Genomic DNA, 21,478 nt, shown 5'->3' with positions numbered 1-21,478 from the left:
ACGCGTCCTCGTCCGGGTCCCCGCGGGCTCCGGCGCGATGTGCGAGCCGGCGTTCCCGCGGGAACGCCGGGCGGGTCAGGCCGCCCGTCCGCCGCGTTCGGCTGCGAGCCGGCGCTCCAGGTCGCGGTTGCCGAGCAGCACCCCGACGACGTAGCCCAGGTCCATCCGCTCCCCGCCGACCGCGAGTGTCGCGGGCAGCTGCCGGTCCCCACCGGGCTGCAGCCGCAGGACGGTCCCGTGCCCGGCGTCCGAGGTGGCGACGTCGGGGAGGTCGACGCCCGTCTCGACGCCCGCGGTGAAGGCGGTGTCGCCCCGGGTCCACACGCGGCGGCCGTCCGGTGTGACGGCGACCAGCTCGCCGCCGCGCCGGCTCATCCGCAGGTCGAGGTCGTGCGCGAGGCCGTGGTCGGCGTCGCAGAGGAGCGCCATGTTGTCGATGTCGGTGCTCCCGCCGGCGGACCAGCGCCGCAGATGGTGGGCGTGCAGCCGCTCGGGGCGGGTCTCGGGGCAGCCCGGCCGGATGCACCCGCCGTCGCGCCGCACGAGCGCTCGCCGCTGGGCCCGGGTGGCCAGCCGCCGCGCCCGGCCGACGGCCAGCGGTTCCCGGTCCCGCTCGAGCATCGTGACCACGGTGGCCTCGCAGAGCATCCGGCGGACCTGGCTGCCGTGCAGGGCCGGCCCGTTCTCCAGGTAGGCGCGGCCCGCCGCGGCGTCGTCGGCGAGCACGGCGGCGTCGACGTGCACGACCACCTCCCGCCGTGGCGGGTCGCCGGCCCGGCGGTCGGCCTCCGGTGCGGCGGCGCCCAATCGGGCCACGGCGGCGCACCGGCGCTCGGCCGTCCGCTCCCGCGCCAGCGCGACCTCGTCGAGCGGCTCGTCGTCGGTCCGGCTCCCCGCGCTATCGGAGGTCCCGCCGTCCGGGGTGGCGCCGTCCGGAGTGATGCCGTCCGGAGTGATGCCGTCCTCCGCGGTGGTGGCCGCCGCTGCGGCGGCCGCTCGCTCGGCGGCTTGCTTCGCGGCGGCCCGGTCGCGGCGCGCGTCGCGCTCGGCCAGCGAGTCGATGCCGGTGAGGAAGGCCGCGCCCTGCTCGGGGTCGAGGCGCATGTGCACGACGAGCATCCCGTCGTCGTCCCACCAGTACTCGAAGCGCCGCTTCTCGCGGACGGTGCCGGCCTCGACCGCGTCAGAGCGGCGCCACCCCCGGACCACCCGCTCCACCTGCGCGGCTGTGGCCTCGCGCGCGAGACCGAGCAGGGCCGCCTCGGTCTCGGGGGCCGCGACGCGGGTGATGGCGCGGACCTTGGAGTAGGACAGCCGGCCGGCGGTGAAGGCGCCGCGGATCCCGGGCAGCGTGGTGAGGGCACGGGCGACCCGGACGTGCTCGCGCGCGGTGCCCGGGGACAGCCCGCACTGCCAGGCCAGCCAGTGCGCGCACGACCGGAGACCGTGGCCCGCCCAGCCCTCGCGCCGGTCGAACTGGGCGATGAGCAGCAGCCACTCCGCCGTGGCGGCGGCCAGCCGGACGGCGGCGCCGGTGATGCGCTCGGCGAGCTCGTCGAGCGGCAGTTCCGTCTCGGCGGCGGGATGGTCCTCGGGCACGGCGTCCTCCTCGAACGTGTGTTCGGGACGCTAGACCCGGCCACCGACAGAACCGCAGGTCAGCGGCCTGAGGGCGTTCCCGCGGGAACGCCGTCGGGTGGGACCGTGCTGCGGACAGGCGTTCCCGCGGAAACGCGCTGAGTTCCCGCGGGAACGCGCTGAGCCCCCGACGTCAGGAGGCGAGGGGGCCGAGCGTGGCGGTGCCGGTGATCGACGCCGGCCCGCCGACCGCGCCGGCCGACAGCGACCACCGCTCCCCGTCGGCCCGGCCGGTCGCCCGGACGGCCGCGCCCGCGTACACCGGGCGGGCCAGCCGGTGGGCGAAGGACGTGAGGGACCGGTCCGGAGCGGACCCCTCCGACATGGCGCGGCGCGGGACCTCCAGGAGCAGCAGCGCCAGCAGCGGGCCGTGCACGACCAGTCCGGGATGGCCCTCGACGCCGGTGGCGTACCGCGCGTCGTAGTGGATGCGGTGCGCGTTGTAGGTGAGCGCGCTGAACCGGAACAGCAGCGCCTCGTCGGGGACCAGGTCCACCGAGGCGCCGCCGTCCACGCCCGGCACCCCGGCACCCGCCGGCGCCGGTGAGGACCCGCCCGGCTGGGAGCGGTAGACGACGTCCTGCTCCTCGGTGAGCAGCAGCAGCCCCGCCGAACGGAACTCGCTGCGCACCGTGACCAGCAGCATCTCGCCGCTGCGCCCGGCCTTGACCTCGCAGCGGGCCAGCGACGACGTCCGCTCCACCGTCGAGCCCATGACCAGCGGCGCGGCCACCTCGAACCGGCCACCGGCGATCATCCGGCGCCGGTGCGGCAGCGGCGGGAGGAAGTGCCCGTCGCGCGGGTGGCCGTCCTCGCCGAGGTCGGCGGTGGCCGGCCGCTCCACGAAGGTGAACCAGTGCCAGCCCAGCGGCAGCGGGTCACCCTCCGCGGGCGCGTCGGCGGGGCGGTCGAGCAGCGCCGCGAAGGCCGCCGCGGGCCCGGGCGCGACGACGGCGGTGTCGGTGACCGGGACGGGCGACCAGCCCGCGACGGCGGCGGCGAGCGGGCTCACCGGCCCATCGTGCCGGGTGTGACGCCGCCCGCACCCCGGAAGAACGCGGCCCCGCGCGGTGTCGGAACCTCCCGTGGACCTGTTCTCCCCCGTGACCCTCGGCGACCTCGAGCTCGCCAACCGCGTGGCCATGGCGCCCCTGACCCGCATGCGCTCCGGCAGCTCCGGTGTCCCCGGCGACCTCGTCGTCGAGCACTACGCGCAGCGCGCCTCCATCGGCCTGATCGTCACCGAGGGCACCTATCCCGTCCACGAGTCGCAGGCGTTCGTCGGGCAGCCCGGCATCGTCACCGACGAGCAGGTCGCCGGCTGGCGCCGCGTCGCCGACGCCGTGCACGCACGCGGCGGCCGGATCGTCATGCAGGTGATGCACGGCGGCCGCGTCACCCACCCCGACGTCAACGGCGGCCGCCGCGTCGTCGCCCCGAGCGCGATCGCCATCCAGGGTGAGGGCCACACCGAGAAGGGCAAGCAGGCCTACCCGGTGCCGCACGCGCTCACCACGGACGAGGTCCGCGACGTCGTCCGCGCCTTCGCGCGCGCCGCCGAGCGGGCCCGCGAGGCCGGCCTCGACGGCGTCGAGATCCACGGCGCCAACGGCTACCTGCTGCACGAGTTCCTCTCGCCGCCCTCCAACGTCCGCGACGACGTGTACGGCGGCTCCCCGGAGAACCGCGCCCGGCTCGTGGTCGAGGTCGTCACCGCGGTCGCCGAGGCGATCGGCGCCGGGCGCGTCGGGCTGCGCATCTCGCCTGAGCACGACATCCAGGACGCCCTCGAGACCGACCGCGACGACGTCCTCGCCACCTACGGCGCGCTGCTCGACCAGCTGCGCCCGCTGGGGCTGGCCTACCTCTCCGTGCTGCACCGCGAGCCGACCGGCGACCTGGTGCAGGAGCTGCGCCGCCGCTTCGGCGGGCACCTCATGGCCAACAGCGGCTTCGGCAGCGTGACCACCCGCGAGGAGGCGCTGGCGCTCATCGAGGCCGCGCACGCCGACGTCGTCGCGGTCGGCCGGGCGGCCATCGCCAACCCCGACCTGGTCGAGCGCTGGGCCGGCGAGCACCCGGAGAACGAGATCCGGTCGCACCTGTTCTACGCGTCCGGCGCCGAGGGCTACACCGACTACCCGGCGCTGCGCGCCGGCTGACCTCCCGCCGCGTCGCCACCGTCGCCGGCCCCGACCACCCGGCCGTCCGACAGCCGCACCACCCGGTCGGCCGCCGCGACGACCAGGGGGTCGTGGCTGGCGACGAGCACCCCGGTGCCCGCGTCGGCGCACGCCCGCAGCACGCCGAGCACGTGCACCGACAGCTCCTGGTCGAGCCGGCCGGTCGGCTCGTCGGCGACGAGGAAGGCCGGCCGGAGCACCAGCGCCCGCGCCAGCGCGGTGCGCTGCTGCTCGCCGAGGGAGACCTCGTCGGGCAGCCGGTCGGCCAGGGCGCCGAGCCCCAGCTGCTCCAGCCCGTCGAGCGCGGCGGCCCGCGGGTCGGGGGCGCCCGCGAGCCGGGCGGGCATCGCCACGTTGTCGGCGAGGGTCAGTTCGTCGAGCAGGCCCAGGCGCTGCGGGACGACGGCGAGGGTGCCCCAGTCGGCCTCGCCGGGGGAGCGGGCGCCCGGCACGGTGACCTCGCCCCGGTCGGGGCGCTCCCAGCCGACCAGGCAGTGCAGCAGCGTCGTCTTGCCCGATCCGGAGCGGCCCAGCAGCGCCACGACCTCACCGGGGGCGACGACGACGTCGACGCCGCGCAGCGCGTGCACCTCCTCGCGGCCGCGCCGGTGGGTCCGGTACAGGCCGGTGCCGCGGAGCGCGGCGCCGCCCGCCGCGGGTCCGCCGACAGCGGGAACGCCCGCCGCGGGGACATCGGTCGCCATCACGGCTCCCGCAACAGCACGCCGTGGGCGGTGAGCTCGACGGCGACCCGCCGGTCCGGGAACCGCGCCAGGGCCTCCTCGGGCAGCGGCACCCGGCCCTCGCCGTCGACCACCGCGAGCCGGCGCCCGGCCACCTCCTCGTGCGCCACCGCCCCCGACCGCAGGTGCACCACCCGGTCGGCGGCGGCCGCGGCCTGCGGGTCGTGGGTGGCCATGACGACGCTCGTGCCGTCGCGGGTGAGCTCGGCGACCGCGGCCAGCAGCTGCTCCGTCGTCGCGGAGTCCAGCTCGCTGGTCGGCTCGTCGGCGACCACCAGCGCCGGCCGGCCGAGCACCGCCTGGGCCAGCGCCAGCCGCTGCTGCTCCCCGCCGGACAGCTCCGCCGGCAGGTGCCCCGCCCGGTCGGCGAGGCCCAGCACGTCGAGCAGCTCGGCGCCCTGCCGCGCCGCGTCGCGGCGGCCGATCCCGCGCAGCCGCCCGGCCAGGACCAGGTGCTCGGTGCCGGTGAGGTGCGGCAGCAGGTTCTGCCCGGGCCGCGGGAAGACGTAGCCGATCTCGCGGCGGCGCAGCGCCCGCAGCCGCCGCGCGGACAGGCCGGTCAGCGACGTGCCGGCCACCTCCGCCACGCCCGCGGTCGGCCGGTCCTGGGCGGCGAGGATCCGCAGCAGCGAGCTCTTGCCCGACCCCGACGGTCCGGTCACCGCCGTCAGCCGCCCGGCGGGCACGACGACGTCGACGCCCTTGAGCGCGTGCACCTCCCCGCTCGGCGACGGGTAGATCCGGACCAGCCCCTCGCACCGGGCGGCCGGCGCGTCACGGCGCACCGCGCACCACCAGCCCCGCGTCGGCGGTCCGGCGGGCGCGCGCGGCCAGCACCGCGGACACCCCGGCGACCGCCGCCACCCCCGCCGCCACCACGGCGAGCGTGCCCGCCGGCACCGCCAGCACCGGCCCGGGCAGCACGCCCGGATCGGGGTCGAGCAGCCGCACCACCAGGGCCGACGCCGGCAGCGCCACCGCGACCGCCACCGCGGCACCGAGCCCGGCGAGCAGGCCGGTCTCCAGCGCCACCGCGAGGTCGGCGGACCGCCGCCGCAGCCCGGCCCGCGCCAGCAGCACCGCGGCCACCCGGCGCCGCCGCTGCTGGGCCAGGGCGTGCAGCACCACGCCGAGCAGGCCCAGCGCCCCGGCGGCGAGTCCCACGGCGCGCAGGTACTCCAGCGACCACAGCTGCGCCCGCGCCGCGGGCCGGGCGGCGAAGGCGCCGGCCGTCGTCACGGTCTCGCGGTCGAAGGCGTGCCCGCCGGCCTCCAGCTCGGGCAGCAGCACCCCCGGTGGGGTGCCGGCCCACACCTGCCGGTCGAGCAGCTGCACCGGGTCGCGCCCGCCCGCCGCGAGCACGGCCTCCACCGCGCCCCGGTCGGCGACCACCAGCGGCGTCCGCGACGGCTGCCCCGGGAACGCGGCCACCCGCCCGACCACCTCCAGCGGCAGCGTGTACGACCGCACCCGGGTGAGCACCAGGTCGGTGCCGGGGGCGCCGAGCGCGTCGTCGGGCAGCGGGCCGGCCAGCAGCACCGGCACCCGGTCGCCGCGGTAGCCGGCGAGGGCGTCGAGCACGTCGCGCACGGGCCGGTCGGCCAGGCCGTCGTCCCAGCGCAGGACGCCGGCCACCTCGGCGGGGTCGAGGGCCAGCAGGTCGGTGTCGAGGTCGCCGGGCGAGAGCGTCACGCCGGTCTCGGTGGACACCAGGGCCGTTCCCGCGGGAGCGGGTCCGGGCTCGTCGGTGCGCCGCAGCAGCGGGACGACTGTCTCCGCGCCCGCCGCGACCGCCGCCTTCGCGTCCATCGTGCGCTCGGCCGACCCGGCCAGCGTGGTGGCGTGCACGACCAGGCCGAGCGACACCGCCGTCGTCACCACGACGAGCCGGCTGGTGCCGCTCGCGGCCGCCACCCGGCGCACCGCCAGGAAGGCCGGGGCGGGCAGCCGCCGCCCGGCGCCCCGGCCGACCCGGGACAGCCCGGCGGTCAGCAGCCCCGCCACGACCGCGGCCACCGGCAGCGGCAGCAGCAGCGGGAGGACGCCGAGCCCGCCGCCGTCCCCGCCCTCGCCGCCCGCGGGCCCGGGAGCGGCGCCCGCCACCGCCGGCACCGCCACGACGGCGGTGACCGCGGCGGTGACCGCCAGCCAGGGCAGCCGCGCGGGGGCGGGGCGGCCGCCGCGGTCCAGCCGGGCGACGAGCAGCGCGGTGGTGAGCGCGAGCACGGCGAGACCGGCCAGCGCGCCGGCGCTGAGGACCGCTGCCGCCGGCGGCAGCGTCCCCGCGGGGAACCGCGGCGCCGGCCCGAACTGCCGCACGAGCAGCCACCCCGCCGCCGCGCCCGCCGCCGTCCCGGCGAGCACCGGCAGCAGCGCCTCCCGCACCGCCTGCCCGGCCGCCCGCACGGGGGAGCCGCCCCGCGCCAGCAGCAGCCGCAGCTCGTCCTCCCGGCGCCGCACCCGGTGTCCGGCCCAGGCGCCGACCAGCACCAGCGCGGTCAGCCCCGCGCCCGCGCCGACCGCCCGGACCGGGGAGCGCAGCAGCGCGACGGTGTCGTCGACGGCCACCAGCGCGTCCCCGAGCCCGCTGCGCGGCGTGGGCCGGGCGACGTCCTCCTGCGCGGTGAGCCGCCCGACCGGGGAGGCGGGGTCGGCGAGCGCGTCGCGGAGGCCGTCGACGCGGGCGAGGACGTCGCGGGCGCCGTCGGTACCGATGCTGTCGGGGACCGCCACCCGCCACTGGAGGAAGAGGTCGACCTGCAGCTCCGTCGCGGTGCCGAGGACGACCTCCCGAGGCGCGAGCAGCACCGGCGGGCGGGGGATCGGCAGCCCGGTCACCTTCCGGATCCGCGGCACGAACAGGGACGCCTGCTCCGCCCAGTAGGCGGGCAGCGGCGCGACCGGCTCGGCGTAGACGCCGGTCACCGGCAGCGACACCGGCAGCCCCTGCGCCGACGTCGCCTCGAGCACCCCGCCGGGCACCAGGCCGGTGGCCTCCGCGAGCCGCCGCGGGACGGCGACGCCGTCGCCCGGGCCGCCCGCCACGAAATCGACCTGCTCCTCCCACCCGGTGCGCGAGAGCAGCTCGAGGCCGGTGAGGCCGCCCGGGCCCTCGGCGAGCAGCGGCTCGCGCAGTCGCACCTGCAGCCGCGGGTCGGGCAGCCCGGCGGCGGCGACCGCGGCGGTCACGCCCTCGTCGAGCTCGCCGGCCCGGCCGATCCGGGCGGGGGAGGGCGCGCCGCTGGTGGGCACGGTGGTCGTGTCCAGGACGGCGCCGAGGTCCGCCTCGTCGGTGCGCGCGCGCTCCCCGAGCCAGGCGCCCTCCTCCGCGGCGGCGAGGAACAGCGGTGCCGACACCAGCGCCGCGGCCAGCAGCGCGGCGAGCGCGGCCAGCGCCAGCGCCTGGCCGCCGCCGGGGACGAGCGCCACCCGGAGCCGCCGCAGCAGGCGCCGGGCCGTCGTCATGGGCGGACCGTAGTGGCGGACGCCACACCCCCGTTCCTCCCGACGCGCCACGGCGTGCCGGGAGGAACGGGCGGGGACGGTGGGATCAGAGCGCGTAGACGCCGGCCAGGTGCTCCCGCAGCGTGTCCTCGCGCACCGGCCGGGCGCGGAACCCGACGTGCCCGTCGGGCCGGACGACGTAGGCCGCCGTCCCCGCGCCGGCGATCCCGTAGGCCGCCCGGAAGCGGCCGTCCGGGTCGGTGAGCACCGGCAGCTCCACCAGCGGCGGGATCGGCGTGCCCGGCGCCAGCACCAGGTACGGCCGCACCTGCCCCCGGGTGTCGCGCCGGACCGCCGCGGCCAGCTCCTCGAGCGCGCCGGGGTCGGCGGTGCCGTCCGCCGAGAGCAGCAGCGTGGCGTGCGTCCCGCGGGTGAGGTCGAAGACCCGCAGGTCGTGCGCGACGCCGAACCGGCGCAGCCCCGTCACGTCCGGCGCCCGGTGTCCCGGCTCCGGGCCGCCGTCGAACCCGTCGCGCGCGCCCGGCCGGCCGGCGTCCTCGCCCACCAGCGGGCTGCCGGCGTAGTTCATGGTCATCTGCATCTCGAGCAGGAACTGCGCCTTCTCGTCCTCCATGTCCATCTCGTCGGTGAACGCGATGGCCACGGCGCGGTCGACGATCGCCTTGCCCGCCGGGCGCCGCTCGGCGTCGTAGCTGTCGAGCAGGCCGGGCGAGGCCTCCCCGCGGACGGCCAGCGCCAGCTTCCACGACAGGTTCCACGCGTCCTGGATGCCGGTGTTCATGCCCTGCCCGCCGGCCGGCGGGTGCAGGTGCGCGGCGTCGCCGGCGACGAAGACCCGGCCCTCGCGGTACCGGTCGACGATGCCGTGCTTGATCCGGAAGATCGACGACCAGCGCAGGTTGCTCGCCGTCGTCCCGGCCGGACCGAGGTCGTCGATCGCGGCCTGGATGTCGGCCAGCCCCGGCGGGTCGTACTCCTTCCAGAACCCGGGCGGGACGACGCCGGTGCCGATCGTGTCCTGCAGCCGCTTGGGGGCCAGCGTGGCCACCCGGTAGCGGTTCCGGCCGCGCAGCGGGACGCAGACCAGCATCCCGGTGAAGTCGCCGTCGTCCTCGATGCGCACCCAGCGCACCAGGTGCCCGGGCGGCATCTCCCAGTCGACGTCGACGTCGCCGAGCATGAACAGCTGCGGGAACATCGACAGCCCGCCCTCGAAGCGCAGCCCGAGCTGGGCGCGCACCGCGCTCGACGCGCCGTCGGCCCCGACCAGGTAGGCCGCCCGCGCCGCCTCGACGTCGCCGGAGGGGTGGGTGAGCGTCGCGGTGACGCCCTCGTCGTCCTGGGTGAAGCCGGTGAGCTCGACCCCGCGCTCGACCTCGACGCCGAGCGAGCGCAGCCGCCCGGTGAGGATGCGCTCGGTCTCGTACTGGGGCAGCCCGAGGTGGGCGTAGGGCAGCTCCTCCAGCCCCGACCAGTCCACCTGGTGGGTCCGCTTGCCGTTGACGAACACCGTCTGGCCGTAGAGCCAGCTGCCGGCGTCCATCGCCTCGGTGACGACGCCCTGGTCCTCCCAGATCTCCATCGTCCGGCAGTGGATGCCGATCGCCTTGTCCGCCTGGGTGGAGGCCTCCGGGCGCTTGTCGACGACGCGGACGGCGACGCCGCGGCGGGCCAGCTCGATGCCGGCGGTCAGCCCGGCCGGGCCGGCGCCGACGACCAGCACCTCCGACGCCGCCCGGGTGCGGGCGGCCGGCGGCGCCGGCACGGGGGAGGGCAGCGAGCCGACGTCGATGGGTGCGGTCACCGGCTCGGACACCGCCGCCCGCGGGGCGGGCACCTCCGCCGGGGCCTCCACCGGAGCCGGAGCCGGGACAGGAGCGGGAGCCGGGACCGCCGCCGGGACGGGAGCGGGAGCCGGGACCGGGGGCGCGGACGCGGCCCGGATCCCCCGCACGCCGGCCTCCTGCGGGCGGAACCGGATCTCGTAGAGCTTGCGCTGGAAGAAGACCGACAGCCAGCGGATCAGCGGCCCGCTCTGGTCGGCGTGGGAGGGGTCCTCCACCCAGTTGCGGAAGTCCTCGTCGGACTCCCACTCGGCGAAGATGTGGTAGAGGTCGGAGTCCGGTTCGCGGAGCAGCTCCTCGCGGATCAGGCCCTTCGTCCCGCGCAGCCGGTCGGTGACGACCGCGTAGGCCCGCTCGAACGCCTCCTCCTCGCCGGGCGCCACCTTCGTGCTGATGTCCACCCGCACGTGCGAGGCCTGCTCGCCGCCGGTGATGCCGTAGAGCACCTCGAACGTGCTGCGGTCGGCGTCCTCGCGCAGGTCGCGCAGCGCTGCCGTGAGCGTCTCGCGGGCCTCCGACCGGCCGAAGCCGTCCACCGCCGCCCGGTCGGCCCAGTCCGCGGCGACGAGGAAGGTGCGCGGGTCGGCGGCGTCGCGCAGCAGTTCCTGCCGCACGTTGCCCGGCACGGTCGCGATCTGCGCCGCCGCCTCCCGCCACGCCTCCTCGAACGCCTGCTCGCAGCCCTCCCGCACGCGCATCCGCAGCAGGGTGCGGACCGCGCCGTCGTGCGCGGTGGCCGGCCGCTCCTCCAGGGTGGTCATGACGTGGGTCCTCCCGCGGGTCGGCGCAGCACCAGGCTGCTGTTGAAGCCGCCGGCGCCCCGCGCGAGGACGACGACGGTGGACAGGTCCTGCACGCGCCCGGCGGTGACCAGGTCGACCCCGGGCGGCGCCTCGACCGGATCGGTGAGGAAGGCGGTGCCGGGCACGATCCCGGCCCGCATGGCGAGCAGCGCCGTCGCGACGTCGAGCGCCGACCCGCCGGCCATCAGCCGCCCGGTGAACGACGACGGCGCGGTCACCGGCACCGGGGTGGCGCGCCCGCCGAACACCGCGCCGAGCGCCTCGAGCTCGAGCCGGTCGAGCTCCGGCACGCCGGCGCCGTCGGCGATCACGAGGTCCACCTCGTCCGGGGAGACGCCGGCGTCCGCCAGCGACAGCCGGATCGCCCGCGCGTACTGGACGGCGTCCGGGGCCGGGTCCTCGTGGTGGTGCGCGTCGTGGGTGGCCGCGTAGCCGGCCACCTCGCCCCACACCTTCGTCGCGCCGCGGGCGGCGGCCGCCCCGGGCTCCTCCAGCAGCAGGATCGCCCCGCCCTCGCCGACGACGTGCCCGTCGGCCCGCCGGTCGAAGGGCAGGTAGGCGTCCTCGGGGCGCGTGGCCGACGACAGCCGCCCGCCGGTGGCCTGGCAGAGCACCGCGTACGGGCACAGCCCCGCCTCGGTGCCGCCGACCAGTACCGCGGGCGTGCCGCGGCGGGCCACCCGCCGGGCCCAGCCGATGCTGTCCAGTCCCCCGGCGCCCTCGCTGACGACGACGCCGGAGGGCCCCTTGAACCCGTCGCGGATGGACACCTGCCCGGTCGAGGCCGCGTAGAACCAGGCGATCGACTGGTAGGCGCCCACCGACCGGGGCCCCTTCGCCCACAGCCCCTGGATCTCGTGCTGGCTGAACTCGTTGCCGCCCGAGCCCGAGGCGAGGAACACCGACGTCGCGTAGACGTCCTCCGGCGCGGTGTACCCGGCGTCCTCGGCCGCGAGCGTCGCGGCGGCCAGGGACATCCACGTCCACCGGTCGGTCTGCACCATGAGCTGCGGCGACACGTGGTCGGCCGGCACGAAGTCGCGCACCTGACCGGCCAGCGGGACGCCGTAGCGCTCGGAGTCGAAGCCCTCGACCGGCCGGATCGCCGGCTCCCCGCGGACCAGCGACGCCCAGTGCTCCTCGACGCCGACGCCGGTGGGGGCGACGACGCCGATCCCGGTGACCAGCAGCCCCGTCACGACTCCCTCCGCGTGGGTGCGGCCAGCACGATCGCCGACTGGAACCCGCCGAACCCGCTGCCCACCGAGAGGGCGACGTCGACCTTCTGCTCGCGGGCCGTCCGCGGCACGTAGTCCAGGTCGCACTCGGGGTCGGGCACCTCGTAGTTCGCCGTCGGCGGCAGCACGCCGCGCTGCACCGCCAGCGCCGTGGCGGCCACCTCGATCGCCCCGATCGCGCCGAGCGAGTGCCCGACCATCGACTTGATCGAGCTCATCGCCACCCGACCGGCGGCCGGGCCGAGGCTCTTCTTCACCGCCGCCGTCTCGTGCCGGTCGTTCTGCTTGGTGCCCGAGCCGTGCGCGTTGACGTAGCCGACCTCGTCGGGGTCGGTGCGGCCCTGGCCGAGCGCGACCGTGATCGCCTCGGCCATCTCGGTGCCGTCGGGCTTCAGCCCGGTCATGTGGAAGGCGTTGCAGCGGTTGGCGTAGCCGGTGACCTCGCAGTACACCTCCGCGCCGCGCGCGCGGGCGCGGCCGAGCTCCTCGAGCACCAGCACCGCCGCGCCCTCGCCCATGACGAACCCGTTGCGCCGCGCGTCGAACGGCTTGGACGCGTGCTCGGGGTCGTCGTTGCTGTCGGTGGTGGCCCGGATGGTGTCGAAGCAGGCCATCGAGATCGGCGAGATGGGGGCGTCGCTGGCCCCCGCGATCACGACGTCGGCGTCGCCGTCCTCCACCAGCTGCGCGCCGTAGCCGACGGCGTCGATGCCCGACGTGCAGCCGGTGGACACCACGGTCGCCGGCCCGTGCGCGCCGAAGCGCACCGCGAGCTCCGTGGCGCCGCAGCTCGGCACCAGCGCGGAGGCGAGGAACCGGGAGGCGTAGCGCGGGTCGACCTCCCACAGCCGGCCGGCGTCGCTGACCGACACGTACTCCTGCTCCAGCCGCATCGTCGCCCCGACGGCGCTGCCCAGCGTCACGCCGACCCGGTCGGGGTCGGGCCCGCCGTCGGCGCCGAACGCCAGCCCGCTGTCGGCCACCGCCTCGTCGGCGGCGACCATCGCCATCTGCACGAAGCGGTCGGTGCGGAACACCTCCTGGGCGGTGAGCCCGAGCCTGCGCCCGTCGAAGTCGACCTCCGCGGCCACCTGCGAGCGGAAGCGCGCCGGGTCGAAGAAGGTGATGCGGCGGGTCGCCGTCCGGCCCGCGGTGATCATGTCCCAGAAGCCCTCCCGGCCCATCGACCCGGGGGCGACCACCCCGATCCCGGTGACGACGACCCGCCGCCGGCCGGCGCTCACCGCACGCCCGGCGGCAGCTCGGTGTCCACGTGGCCGAGCTCGGGCCGCGGCGCGAGCGGGCCGCACAGGAAGACGAACTCGGCGGTCGTCGCGGAGTCGTTCTCGATGCGGTGCCGCACCCCGATCGGGATGTGCACCGCCGACTCCGCGACCAGCCGCCGCGGCTCGCCGTCGAGGGTGACCAGGACGTCGCCGGCCGAGCAGTAGAGGAACTCCTCCGAGTAGGGGTGCCAGTGCTCGGTCACCACCTCGCCGGGCTGCAGGGTGAGCGTCCCCATGAAGCCGGCGGTGGAGCCGACGCTGGCCGGGGACAGCAGCACGCGGATGTCCCCGCCGCGCCGGCGGTTGGGCGGGGTGTCGGCGCGGGAGACGGTGGGGCCGCACCGCGTCGGCGTGGCCGGCGCGTGCTGGATGGTCGTCATGGTTCTCCTCGGTCAGGTCACGGAGCCCGCGAGCGCGGGACCGGGGACGGCTTCGGGGGCGGGCGGGAGGGGCCCGCTCACCAGGCGGACGGGCAGCCCCGGGACGGTCTGGGCCGCCCACGGGCCGACCAGCGGCTCGGCGCCGATCTCGAGCAGCGCCGTCGCGCCCGTGCCGGCGAGCGCGTGCGCGGTGGCCTCCCACAGCACCGGCGCGGTGAGGTGGCGGCGCAGGGCCGCGGCCAGCCGGTCGGGGTCGCGGGTGGGCACGGGGTCGGCGTTGGGGACGACGGGCAGCGCGGGCGCCGACCAGTCGAGGTCGGCGAGCGCGGCGGTGAGGTGGTCGGCCACCGGGCGGACCAGCGCCCCGTGGCACGGCGCCCGGCCCGGCAGCCGCACCAGCTCCAGCCCCGCCGCGCGGACCAGCTCGCCGGCGTGCGCGAGCTCGGCCCGCCCGCCGGCGAGCACCGCCCGCTCGGGCGCGTCGAGGGCGGCGATGCACAGCGGCCCGCCGGCCCCGGCGACCGCGACGGCGGCCGCCGCGATCGCCGCGGCACCCGGGCCGAGGACGGCGGCCTGCCCGGCGCAGGAGGGCCGCGGGGCCAGCGAGAGGAGCTCGGCGCGCCAGTGCACCAGCTCCACCACCTGGTCCAGTGGCAGGGCGCCGGCGGCGGCGAGCGCGGCGAACTCGCCGACGCCGTGACCGGCCACCGCGACGGGCTTGAGGCCCCGGGCGGTGAGGCTGCGGTAGCCGGCGACCCCGGCCACGACCACCTCGAGGTGGGCCGCGACGGGGTCCGGTGCGGTCGCGGGGTCCCGCCACCAGGCGGCGACGTCGCGGCCGACGACGGCGTCGACCCCGGCCACGGTGGCCGCGGCCACCGGGTCGGCCAGCCACGGGTCGACCATCCCGGGCCGGGAGCCGTCCTCGCCGGGGAGGACGACGGCCGGACCCCGCGCCGCGGTCACCCCTCGGCCCCCCGCGCGGTGCCGGTCGCGGTGCCGGTCGAGGTGGGGGCGGCCGCCTCCACCTTCTGCTTGATGACCGACATCTGGACCTTGCTGTTGGCGTCGATCCGGCGGGTCATGCCCTCGGTGTCGACCGGCGCCTCCGGCCGCATCCGGAAGTCCTGCACCCAGCGCATCCGGGTGCGGTCGCCCTCGGGCGTGTAGGTCCAGTGGATGTCCATGTGCTCGAACGGGCCGGGCTCCACGCGGCGGGCGCGCACCTCGCGCGCGGCCGGGTCGAGGGTCCGCTCGGACACCCAGCTCCACGTCCGCCCCGACTCGTCGGGGTGCATGGTCAGCCGGAACCGGAACCAGGTGTCGGTGGACTCCAGGATCTCCACCGAGCGGTACTCGGTGAACAGGTCCGGCCACGACGCGAGGTCGTTGGTCATGGCCCAGACGTGGTCGATGCCGGCGTCGATGACGATCTCGTTGTCGGTGTGTCCGACGGTCAGGGTCTGCCGGTGGTCGGTGGTGGTCACGACGCCCGCCTACGCCGGCTGGGAGGCGGCCGCGCGGACGGTCTCGACGATCTCGCCGAAGGTGTACGCCTCCGGGTCGTCGTCGGGCATGGTCGTGCCGAACCGGTCGTGCAGCTCGGTCTGCATGGACAGGAACGCCAGGGAGTCCAGGCCGACGTCGGCGAAGCGGGCGTCGGGGTCGGTGCTGTGCGCCTCCTGCGGCAGGCCCGCCTTCTCGGTGAGCAGCTGCATGAGGTCGGACTGGCTGAAGGGCATGACGGTGTCCTCCTCGGGACGGGGGTGCGGATCGGCCGGCACGGCGGGCTCGCCGTCCGGGACGAGGTGCAGGGGCCCGCGCAGCGCGGGCAGCGACGGCTCGGGGCACGCGGCGATCGCGGCGGCCCGGACCAGCAGGTCGGGCAGCCGGCGGTCGAGGAACTGGACGTCGTGCCGGTCGGCGCGCACGTCGGGGTCGCGCAGCAGGGCGCGGTGCAGGGCGGCGGTGGTGTGCACGCCCGGGCCCTCGACGCGCAGCTCGGCCAGCGCCCGGTCCATCCGGCGCAGCGCCTGCTCGCGGTCGGGTGCCCAGACGACGAGCTTGCCGAGCAGCGAGTCGTAGTGCGGGCTGACCTCGTCGCCCTGCCGGTAGCCGGTGTCGAAGCGGGTCCAGGGCCCGTCGGGCACGCGCAGCACGTCGAGCCGGCCGGGCGCGGGGGCGAACCCGCGGGCCGGGTCCTCGGCGTTGATCCGGCACTCCACCGCGGCGCCCCGCACGACGACGTCCTCCTGCCGCAGCCGCAGCGGCTCGCCGCCGGCCACCAGCAGCTGCTCGCGCACCAGGTCGACGCCGGTGAGCAGCTCGGTGACCGGGTGCTCGACCTGGATGCGGGCGTTCATCTCCATGAAGTAGGCGCGCCCGGCGTCGTCGACGAGGAACTCCACGGTGCCGGCGCCGGTGTAGCCGACCGACAGCGCGCCGCGGACCGCCATCTCGCCGAGCGCGGCCCGCTGTTCCGGCGTCAGGTGCCCGGCCGGGCCCTCCTCCAGCAGCTTCTGGTGGCGGCGCTGCAGCGAGCAGTCCCGCTCGCCGAGGTACACCCCGGCGCCGTGCTGGTCGCACAGCACCTGCACCTCGACGTGGCGGGCGCCGGAGAGGTAGCGCTCGACGTAGACGGCGGGGTCGCGGAACACCGCCCGCGCGACGGTGCGGGTGGTGGTGAAGGCCTCGGCGAAGTCGGCCGGGTCGCGCACCACGGTCATGCCGCGCCCGCCGCCGCCGGCCGCGGCCTTGATGATCACCGGGTAGCCGATCTCGTCGGCGACGGCCTGCCCCTCCTCGGCGGTGCGCACCGGGTCGACGACGCCGGGCAGCAGCGGCAGCCCGGCCGCGGCCATGAGCCGCCGCGCCGTCGCCTTGTTGCCCACCTGCTGCATGACCTCCGGCGGCGGGCCGACGAAGGTCAGCCCCTCGGTCTCGCAGATCTCGGCGAAGTCGGGGTCCTCGGAGAGGAACCCGTAGCCGGGGTGGACGGCGTCGGCGCCGCTGCGCAGCGCCGCCTCCACGACGTTGGGCACGTGCAGGTAGCTCGCCCGCGGGGCGGGCGGGCCGATGTGCACGGCCTCGTCGGCCATCTCGACGACGGCCGAGCGCCGGTCGGCGGTGGAGTGGACGGCGACCACCTCGATGCCGAGCTCCCGGCAGGCGCGGGCGACCCGGACGGCGATCTCGCCCCGGTTGGCGATGAGCAGCCGGCCGATCACCGGGCGCCCCCGGGCGGCGGCCGCAGCAGCAGCAGGACCTGGTCGTACTCGACGGACTCCGCGTCCCCGGCGCGGATCTCGGCGACCACCCCGGCGGCGTCGGCGAGGATCGGGTTCATCAGCTTCATCGCCTCGACGATCCCGAGCGTCTGGCCGGCCTCCACCTCGTCGCCGACCCGCACGAACGGCTCGGCGCCTGGGGAGGGGGCGGCGTAGAAGGTGCCCACCAGCGGCGCGCGGACGGCGACGGTGCCCTCCGGCACCTCCGGCTCCGGCCCGGGGTCGGCCGGCGCGGGGGCGACGGCGGTCAGCCCGCCGGGCTGCGGGGCCGGTACGGGGGCCGCCGCGGGCGCCGGCGTGCCGGCCCACTCGACCTCCACCGCCCGGTCGCCGCTGCGCACGGTCAGCCGGCGCAGCGGTCCGGGCAGCGCGCGGGCGAGGTCGACGACCTCCTCGTGCAGCGGGCGGGACTCGCCCGCCCCGCCGTCGGCCCGCGGCGGCAGCTCAGCGGGCCGCACGTCCGTCACCCCCCGGGGCGACCACGCGCAGCGGCCGGGCGTCCTCGCCGCCGATCCGCGACAGCCGCGCGGCGCGCCGGGCCAGCAGCGTGCCGACGTCGAGCCGGCACAGCTCGTCGAGCTCGGCGGCCACCGCCTCGCGGACCAGCCGGGTGGCCTCCGCGGGGTCGGCGTGCGCCCCGCCGGGCGGCTCGGGCACCACCGAGGTGGCGATGCCGCTCGCCAGCAGGTGGCCCGCGCCCAGCCGCATCGCGCGGGCGGCGGCCGGGGCCGCGGACGCCGTCCGCCACAGGATCGCCGCGCAGCCCTCGGGGCTGATCACCGACAGGTAGGCGTTCTCGCTGACCAGCAGCGAGTCCGAGGTGCACAGCGCCAGCGCGCCGCCGCTGCCGCCCTCGCCGGTGAGGACGGCGACCACCGGCACCCGCAGCCGGCTGCTGCGCATGATCGTCTCGGCGATGGCGTGCGACTGGCCGCGCTCCTCGGCCTCCGGGCCCGGGTGGGCGCCGGGGGTGTCGACGAGGGTGACCACCGGCAGGCCCGCGGCCTCGGCGTGCGCCATGAGCCGCATCGCCTTGCGGTAGCCCTCGGGGTGCGGCATGCCGAAGTTGCGGGTCACCCGCTCGCGCACCGTGTGGCCCTTCTCGTGGCCGATCACCACCACGGTGCGGCCGCCGAGGGACGCGACGCCCCCGACGACGGCCGCGTCGTCGGCGTGCGTGCGGTCCCCGTGCAGCTCGACGAAGTCGTCAAAGCCGGCGAGGTGGTCCAGCGTCGTCGGCCGCTCGGCCACCCGCGCCCGCTGGACGACGTCCCACGGGTCGGCCTCGCGCAGGACCGGCGCGGGGGCGGCGGCCGGGGCGGGCGCGTCCGGCTCGGGCCGGGCGTGCAGGCGCAGCAGCCGGCCCAGCAGCGGGCGCAGCTCGGCCCGCCCCTCCACCCGGTCGACCAGCCCGTGGGCCAGCAGGAACTCCGCCGTCTGGAAGTCGTCGGGCAGCTCGGCGCGGATGGTCTCCTGCACCACCCGGGGTCCGGCGAACCCGACGTGCGCGCCGCGCTCGGCGACCAGGACGGTGGCCAGCGTGGCGAACGACGCCGACACCCCGCCGTACGTGGGGTCGGTCAGGACGCACACCGACAGCAGCCCGGCCTCGCGCAGCCGGGCGTAGGCCTGCCCGGCGCGCGCCATCTGGAACAGCGAGAGGACGCCCTCCTGCATGCGGGCGCCGCCGCTGGCGCACACGGTGACCAGCGGCAGCCGCTGCTCCACCGCCAGGTCGGCCGCGGCGCTGACGCGCCGGCCCACCTCCACGCCCATGCTGCCGCCGAGGAACCCGAAGTCCATCGCGGCCAGCACCACCGCGGTGCCGCCGATGCGCGCGGTGCCGGTGACGACGGCCTCGGTCTCCCCGGACCGGACGGCGGCCTCCGCCAGCCGGTCGGGGTAGTCGCGCAGGTCGCTGAACGCCAGTGGGTCCGCCGGCCCCGGCGGGCAGGCCCGCTCGGTGAAGGACCCGGCGTCGGCCAGCAGCTCGATCCGCGCCCGCGCGCCCAGGCGCAGGTGGTGGTCGCACTCGGGGCAGACCGACAGGTTGCGCTCGAGCCGCTTGCGGTAGAGCAGCCAGCCGCAGCCCGGGCAGCTCACCCAGTCCGCGGCGCGCGGGGCCGCGTCCGGGCGGCGCGCCGGGGTGGTCGCGGTCACGGCCGGTCCGCCGACCACTCGTAGAAGCGCCGCGCCATCGCGTCCTGCGGCGAGCGCCAGCCCGGGTCGTAGGCGGCGATGTAGGGCCGCAGCTCCTCGCTGACCGACCGGAAGGCCGGCAGCTCCTGCGCCACCCGCATCGCCTCGGCCGGCGGGCGGTCGAACTCGATGAGGTGCACGTAGAGCTCGTGGAACGTGAACAGCGAGCGGTGCCGCACCCCGATCTCGTGCGGCATCGACGTCGCGTCGGACCGGGCGAAGACGTCGGCGACGCGCTCGGCGTCGGCCGGGGTCATCCTCGCGATGATCATCGTCTGGTGCACGGGCACTCCAGCGTCGCTGCGGGCCGGCCGCGGACCGGCCGGCCGGGGGCGGATGCCGGGCGACGCTAGGACCGCGCGCCGGGCCCGGGCACCGGCCACGGGTCGGGTTTCGCGCGCCCGCCCGGCGGTGGAGGGGGCCGGTCACCGGGGCGGGCGCTCGGAGGAGGGGTCGCCCGCGCCTCCCGGTCCAGCGCCGGGGGATCGGTGCGCACCCGCCCTGCGGCGCGCGCGGACCGCGACCCGGGTATGAAACGCCGCCCGGTGCACGCCCCACGGGCGCGGCGGTTGTGGCGGACCGTCCCGTTCCGTCGCTAGCGTCCGGGCCCGGCGACAGGCGCGGGGCACCCGACCGAGCGGAGCGGACGCATGGGCGGCGAACCGGACAGCGGGGTCCCCGGCCCCCGGGGGACGACCTCGATCGACGAGGCCCCGGCCTCGGTCCTCGTCTGCGACGACCACGAGGTGCTGCGGCACGGGCTGCGCGCGGTGCTGCGCTGGGCGCCCGACCTGCACGTCGTCGCCGAGGCCGGGGACGCCGGGGAGGCCCTGGCGCTCGCCGCCGACCTGCGGCCGGAGGTCACCCTCGTGGGCCTGGGCACCGGCGGCCAGGGCATCCCCGAGCTGGTGCGGGCGCTCACCGCGACCGGCACCTCCGTGCTGCTGCTCGGCGAGGCGGGCAGCACCGGCGACCTGGTGGAGGCGTTGCGGGCCGGGGCGCGGGGCTACCTGCACACGACGGTGAGCTCCGACCGGCTGGTCGAGGGCGTGCGCGCGGTGCTGCGCGGGGAGACCCTCCTCGACGCGGCCGTGACCGGGGAGCTGCTGACCCGCCTCGACGGCGCCCGCCCCGGCACCCTCGGACCCGGCGGCCACAACCCGCTGACCGCCCGGCAGCAGGCGGTGTCGGAGCTGGTGGCCGAGGGGCTGACCAACGCCGAGATCGCCACCCGGCTGCAGGTCAGCCGCGCCACGGTGAAGGGCCACATCACCGTCGCCCTGCGCCGGCTGGGCCTGCGCGACCGCACCCAGCTGGCCATCCACGTCAACCGCGTCGCGCGGCCGGGGCCGGGCTGGGAGGCCGGGCCCGTCGGCGGCTGAATTCCGTGGCCGTGTCGTCACTCAGCGTGCAGGGCGGGCCAGCGGCCCCGGAGAGTCGCGCGACTCCCTGGCAACTGCCTGGACGCCCGCTGTGACCGCGAGCACGATCCGGTCCGCACGGGGGTGATGCAGGACTGTTCAGGCTGGTCCGTCCCGTCGGGCGGATCCGGTCGGACCGGAGATCCCGGTCCCCGGAGCCGGTCGCCGGCCGGACAGGGGGGAACGACATGGCCGACGACGTCCCGATCCGGCCGGGCCCACGTGTGCACCGGCCGCACGGACCATCCGCCTCCGCACCCGGCGGTGCCGCACCGCCGCGCCCGAGACCGGCGCCGCGGCCCGTCCGGCCGCAGCTCGCCCGTCCGCCGTCGCACCTGGTGCGGGTGCTGCTGTGCGAGGACCAGGAGGTCTTCCGGCTGGGCCTGCGGGTGGTGCTGGAGGCCCAGCCCGACATCGCCGTCGTCGCCGAGACCGCCTCCCTGCCCGGCGCCCTGGCGGCGACCGCGCAGGTGCCCGCCCAGGTCGTCGTCGCCCGGCAGGGGCTGGTGGAGGGCGCCACGCTGCCACTGCTGCGCGACCTGTGCCGGCAGGGGACGGCGGTCCTCGTGCTCGCCGAGCCGCGCGAGGACCCCTGCGGCGACCTGGTCGAGGTGCTGCGCGCCGGGGTGCGCGGCTACCTGCCCCGGCGGGCGTGCGCCGCGCGGCTGGTCGAGGCCGTGCGCGCGCTGTCCCGCCACGAGCCGGCCATCGACTCCACCGCCACCAGCGAGCTGGTGCGCTACCTCGCCGAGCCCGGCGCGGCCGGCGGGCTGCCGCAGCGCCCGTTGGACCGGCTCACCGACCGGCAGCGCGAGGTGGCCGAGCTGGTGGCGCAGGGGCTGAGCAACGAGGAGATCGCCCGGCGGCTGTTCCTCAGCCTGGCCACCGTCAAGAGCCACCTGACGGCGTCGATGCGGCGGCTCGGGGTCCGCAGCCGCACGCAGCTGGCGATCCTGGTCAACCGGGACTCCTCACCCGCCGCGTGAGCGGG

The 21,478-nt window shown here is 77.6% G+C and carries 18 protein-coding genes; 3 read left to right on the top strand and 15 right to left on the bottom strand.

What is annotated here, in order from left to right:
* Nucleotides 1-75 precede the first annotated feature (75 nt).
* Both WA616_RS23845 and WA616_RS23840 read right to left on the bottom strand, forming a co-directional pair.
* On the bottom strand, nt 76-1,599 hold the full coding sequence (locus WA616_RS23845; RefSeq protein ID WP_336033780.1) for an HNH endonuclease signature motif containing protein: 1,524 nt from the start codon (nt 1,597-1,599) through the stop codon (nt 76-78).
* A 172-nt stretch (nt 1,600-1,771) separates the two neighbouring features.
* Nucleotides 1,772-2,650 carry a hypothetical protein gene (locus WA616_RS23840; RefSeq protein WP_336033778.1) on the bottom strand — a complete coding sequence of 293 codons (879 nt, stop codon included), beginning with the start codon at nt 2,648-2,650 and terminating at the stop codon, nt 1,772-1,774.
* Between the two features lie 73 nt (nt 2,651-2,723).
* On the opposite strand from WA616_RS23840, the gene WA616_RS23835 reads away from it, so the two are divergent.
* Nucleotides 2,724-3,800 (top strand): alkene reductase, encoded by a 1,077-nt coding sequence (locus tag WA616_RS23835; protein ID WP_336033777.1) that lies wholly within the window; start codon nt 2,724-2,726, stop codon nt 3,798-3,800.
* Here the strand turns inward: WA616_RS23835 and WA616_RS23830 are convergent.
* The 13 genes from WA616_RS23830 to WA616_RS23770 all read right to left on the bottom strand — a co-directional run bounded on the left by WA616_RS23830 (nt 3,776) and on the right by WA616_RS23770 (nt 19,350).
* Nucleotides 3,776-4,525, bottom strand: coding sequence for an ABC transporter ATP-binding protein (locus WA616_RS23830; protein WP_336033776.1), 750 nt, complete (start codon nt 4,523-4,525; stop codon nt 3,776-3,778). The two genes, WA616_RS23835 and WA616_RS23830, sit on opposite strands and share 25 nt — an antisense overlap.
* Nucleotides 4,525-5,349 (bottom strand): ABC transporter ATP-binding protein, encoded by an 825-nt coding sequence (locus WA616_RS23825; RefSeq protein ID WP_336033774.1) that lies wholly within the window; start codon nt 5,347-5,349, stop codon nt 4,525-4,527. The genes WA616_RS23830 and WA616_RS23825 overlap by 1 nt, the downstream gene beginning before the upstream one ends.
* Nucleotides 5,339-8,029, bottom strand: coding sequence for a hypothetical protein (locus WA616_RS23820; RefSeq protein ID WP_336033772.1), 2,691 nt, complete (start codon nt 8,027-8,029; stop codon nt 5,339-5,341). The genes WA616_RS23825 and WA616_RS23820 overlap by 11 nt, the downstream gene beginning before the upstream one ends.
* 85 nt (nt 8,030-8,114) lie before the next feature.
* A complete protein-coding gene (locus WA616_RS23815; protein ID WP_336033770.1) occupies nt 8,115-10,634 on the bottom strand; it encodes an FAD-dependent monooxygenase in 2,520 nt (839 codons plus the stop codon).
* A complete protein-coding gene (locus WA616_RS23810) occupies nt 10,631-11,875 on the bottom strand; it encodes a beta-ketoacyl synthase N-terminal-like domain-containing protein (protein ID WP_336033768.1) in 1,245 nt (414 codons plus the stop codon). The genes WA616_RS23815 and WA616_RS23810 overlap by 4 nt, the downstream gene beginning before the upstream one ends.
* The gene (locus WA616_RS23805; protein WP_336033766.1) at nt 11,872-13,158 is read right to left on the bottom strand and encodes a beta-ketoacyl-[acyl-carrier-protein] synthase family protein; all 1,287 of its coding nucleotides are present in this window, start codon (nt 13,156-13,158) and stop codon (nt 11,872-11,874) included. The genes WA616_RS23810 and WA616_RS23805 overlap by 4 nt, the downstream gene beginning before the upstream one ends.
* On the bottom strand, nt 13,155-13,580 hold the full coding sequence (locus WA616_RS23800) for a cupin domain-containing protein (RefSeq protein WP_336033764.1): 426 nt from the start codon (nt 13,578-13,580) through the stop codon (nt 13,155-13,157). Before WA616_RS23800 ends, WA616_RS23805 begins: the two co-directional genes overlap by 4 nt.
* A gap of 12 nt (nt 13,581-13,592) precedes the next feature.
* A complete protein-coding gene (locus tag WA616_RS23795) occupies nt 13,593-14,546 on the bottom strand; it encodes an ACP S-malonyltransferase (protein ID WP_336033762.1) in 954 nt (317 codons plus the stop codon).
* Nucleotides 14,543-15,067 (bottom strand): SRPBCC family protein, encoded by a 525-nt coding sequence (locus WA616_RS23790; protein ID WP_336033761.1) that lies wholly within the window; start codon nt 15,065-15,067, stop codon nt 14,543-14,545. The genes WA616_RS23795 and WA616_RS23790 overlap by 4 nt, the downstream gene beginning before the upstream one ends.
* Nucleotides 15,068-15,076: 9 nt before the next feature.
* Nucleotides 15,077-16,807: an acetyl-CoA carboxylase biotin carboxylase subunit gene (locus WA616_RS23785; protein WP_336033760.1), complete on the bottom strand. Its 1,731-nt coding sequence runs from the start codon at nt 16,805-16,807 to the stop codon at nt 15,077-15,079.
* The gene (gene accB, locus WA616_RS23780) at nt 16,804-17,325 is read right to left on the bottom strand and encodes an acetyl-CoA carboxylase biotin carboxyl carrier protein (protein ID WP_336033759.1); all 522 of its coding nucleotides are present in this window, start codon (nt 17,323-17,325) and stop codon (nt 16,804-16,806) included. The genes WA616_RS23785 and accB overlap by 4 nt, the downstream gene beginning before the upstream one ends.
* Nucleotides 17,312-19,027, bottom strand: a complete 1,716-nt coding sequence (locus tag WA616_RS23775; protein WP_336033757.1) for an acetyl-CoA carboxylase carboxyltransferase subunit alpha/beta — start codon at nt 19,025-19,027, stop codon at nt 17,312-17,314. Before WA616_RS23775 ends, accB begins: the two co-directional genes overlap by 14 nt.
* On the bottom strand, nt 19,024-19,350 hold the full coding sequence (locus tag WA616_RS23770; protein WP_336033755.1) for a TcmI family type II polyketide cyclase: 327 nt from the start codon (nt 19,348-19,350) through the stop codon (nt 19,024-19,026). Before WA616_RS23770 ends, WA616_RS23775 begins: the two co-directional genes overlap by 4 nt.
* A gap of 366 nt (nt 19,351-19,716) precedes the next feature.
* Here WA616_RS23770 and WA616_RS23765 point away from each other — a divergent pair, with 366 nt between their 5' ends.
* Both WA616_RS23765 and WA616_RS23760 read left to right on the top strand, forming a co-directional pair.
* Nucleotides 19,717-20,448: a response regulator transcription factor gene (locus WA616_RS23765; RefSeq protein ID WP_336033754.1), complete on the top strand. Its 732-nt coding sequence runs from the start codon at nt 19,717-19,719 to the stop codon at nt 20,446-20,448.
* 377 nt (nt 20,449-20,825) lie between these two features.
* Entirely contained in the window at nt 20,826-21,473 is a 648-nt protein-coding gene (locus tag WA616_RS23760) for a response regulator transcription factor (RefSeq protein WP_336033752.1), read from the top strand.
* Nucleotides 21,474-21,478: the final 5 nt, after the last annotated feature.

The organism is Geodermatophilus sp. FMUSA9-8, from assembly GCF_037034165.1.
Taxonomy (GTDB): domain Bacteria; phylum Actinomycetota; class Actinomycetes; order Mycobacteriales; family Geodermatophilaceae; genus Geodermatophilus; species Geodermatophilus nigrescens.
This window is presented reverse-complemented; position numbering and strand designations above follow the sequence as displayed.

Coding starts and splice junctions, on each gene's coding strand:
- WA616_RS23800 (WP_336033764.1), bottom strand. CDS start 13,580: ATGACGACCATCCAGCACGCGCCGGCCACGCCGACGCGGTGCGGCCCC.
- WA616_RS23820 (WP_336033772.1), bottom strand. CDS start 8,029: ATGACGACGGCCCGGCGCCTGCTGCGGCGGCTCCGGGTGGCGCTCGTC.
- WA616_RS23830 (WP_336033776.1), bottom strand. CDS start 4,525: ATGGCGACCGATGTCCCCGCGGCGGGCGTTCCCGCTGTCGGCGGACCC.
- WA616_RS23765 (WP_336033754.1), top strand. CDS start 19,717: ATGGGCGGCGAACCGGACAGCGGGGTCCCCGGCCCCCGGGGGACGACC.
- WA616_RS23815 (WP_336033770.1), bottom strand. CDS start 10,634: ATGACCACCCTGGAGGAGCGGCCGGCCACCGCGCACGACGGCGCGGTC.